General features: G+C 49.5%; 3 protein-coding genes. All 3 read right to left on the bottom strand.

Translation table 11 applies throughout. The features are described 5' to 3' along the window. Nucleotides 1–122: 122 nt before the first annotated feature. From BN873_RS18665 to BN873_RS18655, 3 genes are read right to left on the bottom strand one after another with little or no spacing between them, the layout of a single operon-like run. Nucleotides 123–1,067, bottom strand: a complete 945-nt coding sequence (locus BN873_RS18665; RefSeq protein ID WP_277921610.1) for an ISL3 family transposase — start codon at nucleotides 1,065–1,067, stop codon at nucleotides 123–125. After that, the gene (locus BN873_RS18660) at nucleotides 983–2,563 is read right to left on the bottom strand and encodes an IS66 family transposase (protein ID WP_048677260.1); all 1,581 of its coding nucleotides are present in this window, start codon (nucleotides 2,561–2,563) and stop codon (nucleotides 983–985) included. Before BN873_RS18660 ends, BN873_RS18665 begins: the two co-directional genes overlap by 85 nt. 51 nt (nucleotides 2,564–2,614) lie before the next feature. Next, nucleotides 2,615–3,001 carry a transposase family protein gene (locus BN873_RS18655; RefSeq protein ID WP_048677256.1) on the bottom strand — a complete coding sequence of 129 codons (387 nt, stop codon included), beginning with the start codon at nucleotides 2,999–3,001 and terminating at the stop codon, nucleotides 2,615–2,617. Nucleotides 3,002–3,212: the final 211 nt, after the last annotated feature.

Raw genomic sequence — 3,212 nt, 5'->3', positions numbered from 1 at the left:
CGGGGTCGTTTAAGAATGCCCAACTCGCGAGCGTGGTCGGCCAAATAGCGGACGGGGTCGGTGGTCGGGTCTTGGGCGACCGCGTGGGTCAAAAAATAGGTTCTTCGAGGATTCTTGTTGATCTAGGCGAAACTGATTAACACTCGATGCTTAAAGTTGGCGAAATTGCGAAAACCATAACCCATACGTTTCACTGTTTTGATCGAATTGTTAATACCTTCGATGATGCTCGTCGTGAATCGATGCGTGAAATAGTTTAATACATACGCTTTCCAGGTATTCAGCATATACAAAAATTTATCCAAGTGCTTATTCTTGATTTGCTTGGCTTCTTCTATCCATTGAGTTAATGCGATTTCACCTTGTTCTCGAGTCAACCTTTGATTAAAAATCAAACGAAAATTTTCCTTATGTTCGTAGATAATCTTCAATTGAGGAGCCAGTAGAAAAGCACAGACTAATTTCTTTTTATCATCCACCGTCAAGTTTTCAGCATTTTTTAGTAATGCCCATTTCAGACGCTTGAAATGCTCCTGATCTTTAAATTGTCGGCGTAAACTTTTGCGTTGATTATCCACCACTTTATTCAGATAACTGAAGAAATGGAATCGGTCGACAACCAGAGTGGCTTTCGGAAAAACGGCCTTCGCCGTATTGATAAATCCTTGCCACATATCCGAGCAAAAGACTTCAATCCCTTCGCACCATTCCGTCCCTCGACTTTGAAAATATTGAATCAGCTTTTCTTGATCACGATAGTCTAAAATATCAATAATTTCAATATGCTCTAAATCAACAATCACCGTCGCAAAATCACGATGTCCTTTTTTAATGGCAAATTCATCCATCCCTACCACCCGCACTTTTACCACCGGACGGGTATCCATTTCTTGCCGTGCACCCCGTTGGCAGAGGTCATTCACGGTATGCCAAACCAGGTTCTCTTGCGGTAAATGCTCATTAACTGCTGGTGAAGCTAAGTTCAGGATGCAGCAGCTTGGCGAATGAAATGCGCGAGACGGGGAATCACATTCAGGCCGGACACCCGATCTCTGAGGTACTCCCAAAATGAGAGTCCGTGCTTACGACAGGTTTTCTTGAGGCTGAGGAAGGTATCTCGACATTGTCGTCCGTTCTCACTGCGCGTCCCCGCGCTGATCTTGCGCTTTTTAACCATATCCCGAATGTCATTTTCGCTGCGGTTGTTGTGCAGCGGTAATTCGGGGCGTTCCAGTACTCGCAGCAGCTCCGGTTGGTTGCGGTGCAGACCCTGTAGAACGTGATTGAGGGGTTCACAAGTCGTTTCCGTGGTGCAGAGTGCCTCGAAATCCGCTGTGATCCGCTTTTTCGCCGCCTCGGTGGGCTGCTGTCGATACGCCTTCAGGTCCCGATATAAAGGCCAGACTTGTTGCCGAACCCAAGTGATGGCGCGTCGGTCGGTCTCGTTCAACGGCAGGAGATGCTGTAAAGGTCGTTCCGCATGAACCCAGCAGAGGCCATGCACAAACAAGTTAAATTGTCCCGCATCATCGCTGACCAATCCGATGTCCAGGTTAAATCCTTGGGTGGCCAAACCACCGATCAAGGCCCCCTCGGTGGCCAAGGCCACCGCCCGGGCGCTCTCGACCAGGTTCCGTCGTAAATAGGCCGCCCATGCCGTGGCGTCGTTCAACACCACCGGGCGGGCGGCGAGCCGTTCCCGGTGCCCCGCCGCTAACCCCCGCTCCGCCATGTACGCTAAGGCATCGGCATTGATTTCATAACGGCGTTCGGTTTGGAGCAACTCCAGAAAGTTGACTCGGCTTTTCGAGTCCGTACTCGCAAACCAGGTAAACCATTCGTTACCCACCACCGTACAGTAGCCATTTTTTCCTTGATGCCGCGCACCGGTATCGTCCGCTTGAACGTAGGGAGAAACCGCCAAACCAACCGCCTTGATCTCGGCTTTTTCCTGATGAAAGACCGCATGGCCTTCGGTCATCAGGAGATGATTGAGCTGACCGGACGACATCTCAATCCCCCAATCCCGCACCTGGGCCAACAACAGCGGTTGGGTCACATGGGCCGCGTAATATTGATGGAGAAGATAACTGACTAACTCGGGACCATAATGGCCCCCATGAACCGCCACCGGCACGGGCGCGGTTACACACTCGCCCGTGGGGAACTGCCATTGCTCCAGCCGGTAACAGGTATTGTGGACGCGGATTTCGACTTCCTGCACGACATACGGACGATAGCCCTTGAAGCGCGCTCCAGCCGGTACATCGGTCAACGGGACTTTTTGGGTTTCGTGAATGATGAGGTGCGCCGTCTTCGCCCGTTGCGGACCCCGGCGGCGGCGGGGGACGCCCTCCCCCGCCTCCGGTGGACTCGCCGGTTCCAAGGTATTCGGTTTCAGCTGCGGACGGGGCGACCCGCCCTTCAAACGTCGCACCTCGTCCTCCAACCGCTGAATCCGTTCTTGCTGCTCGGCAATGATCTGCAACAAACAACGTACCAAGGGCGTTTGTTCGCTCTCGGCAATCTCCGTTAGTTTGGGGTGGAAGGGGAGGGTTTTCATGGCAATGAGTCTAGTGGGCTTAGAGGCTATAAGCTAGAGAATTACCCGCAGTTAATGAGCATTTACCTCTTGCGCACTGATTTTTTGAATCGTGCTCGCTTTACAACATTCATAAACATAACGTTCATACCGGCGGGTCATCGTCCGTTTTGGATCAACAAAACTAAAAGACTCATTAAAATACCGATCACAGTCCGGACAATAAAACTGCCGCTGATTTAAATGTACATACACTTCTTTACCGGCAATCGGTAAATCTCGAAATGATCGTTCATAGGTTTGATTAACCACCTGCCTTTTTTTAAGGCAATGAGGGCAAAGTGTTTCTTCAAAAATAGAGCTACAGTGAATGTGAAGACTTTGATCCTGCCAATCTACTCGATCCACTTGAATTTCTTTAATCCCCAAAATCATCTCAAAAACTTCATTTTCTGTCATCGGAATTCACCTCAATTTCTTGCTTTTATTTAATTCTATAAATTCACCAAAGAAAATCAATGAACTTAAATGTTACATATTTGTATTCGGCTCCACAAGAACCGTCGAAGAACCAAAAAATAAAGACTCCGATAAACCATTTCTACGGAGACGTTGGCGAACGGACAGGCCAGGGCTTCAGCGACCGCGTCGGTCAAGTCGATCAACACCG

Source organism: Candidatus Competibacter denitrificans Run_A_D11, from assembly GCF_001051235.1.
In the GTDB taxonomy this organism is placed as follows: domain Bacteria; phylum Pseudomonadota; class Gammaproteobacteria; order Competibacterales; family Competibacteraceae; genus Competibacter_A; species Competibacter_A denitrificans.
This window is presented reverse-complemented; position numbering and strand designations above follow the sequence as displayed.

What these genes read in the sequence shown, in the direction of transcription:
- BN873_RS18660 (WP_048677260.1), bottom strand. Translation starts at nt 2,563, where the DNA reads ATGAAAACCCTCCCCTTCCACCCCAAACTAACGGAGATTGCCGAGAGC.
- BN873_RS18655 (WP_048677256.1), bottom strand. Translation starts at nt 3,001, where the DNA reads ATGACAGAAAATGAAGTTTTTGAGATGATTTTGGGGATTAAAGAAATT.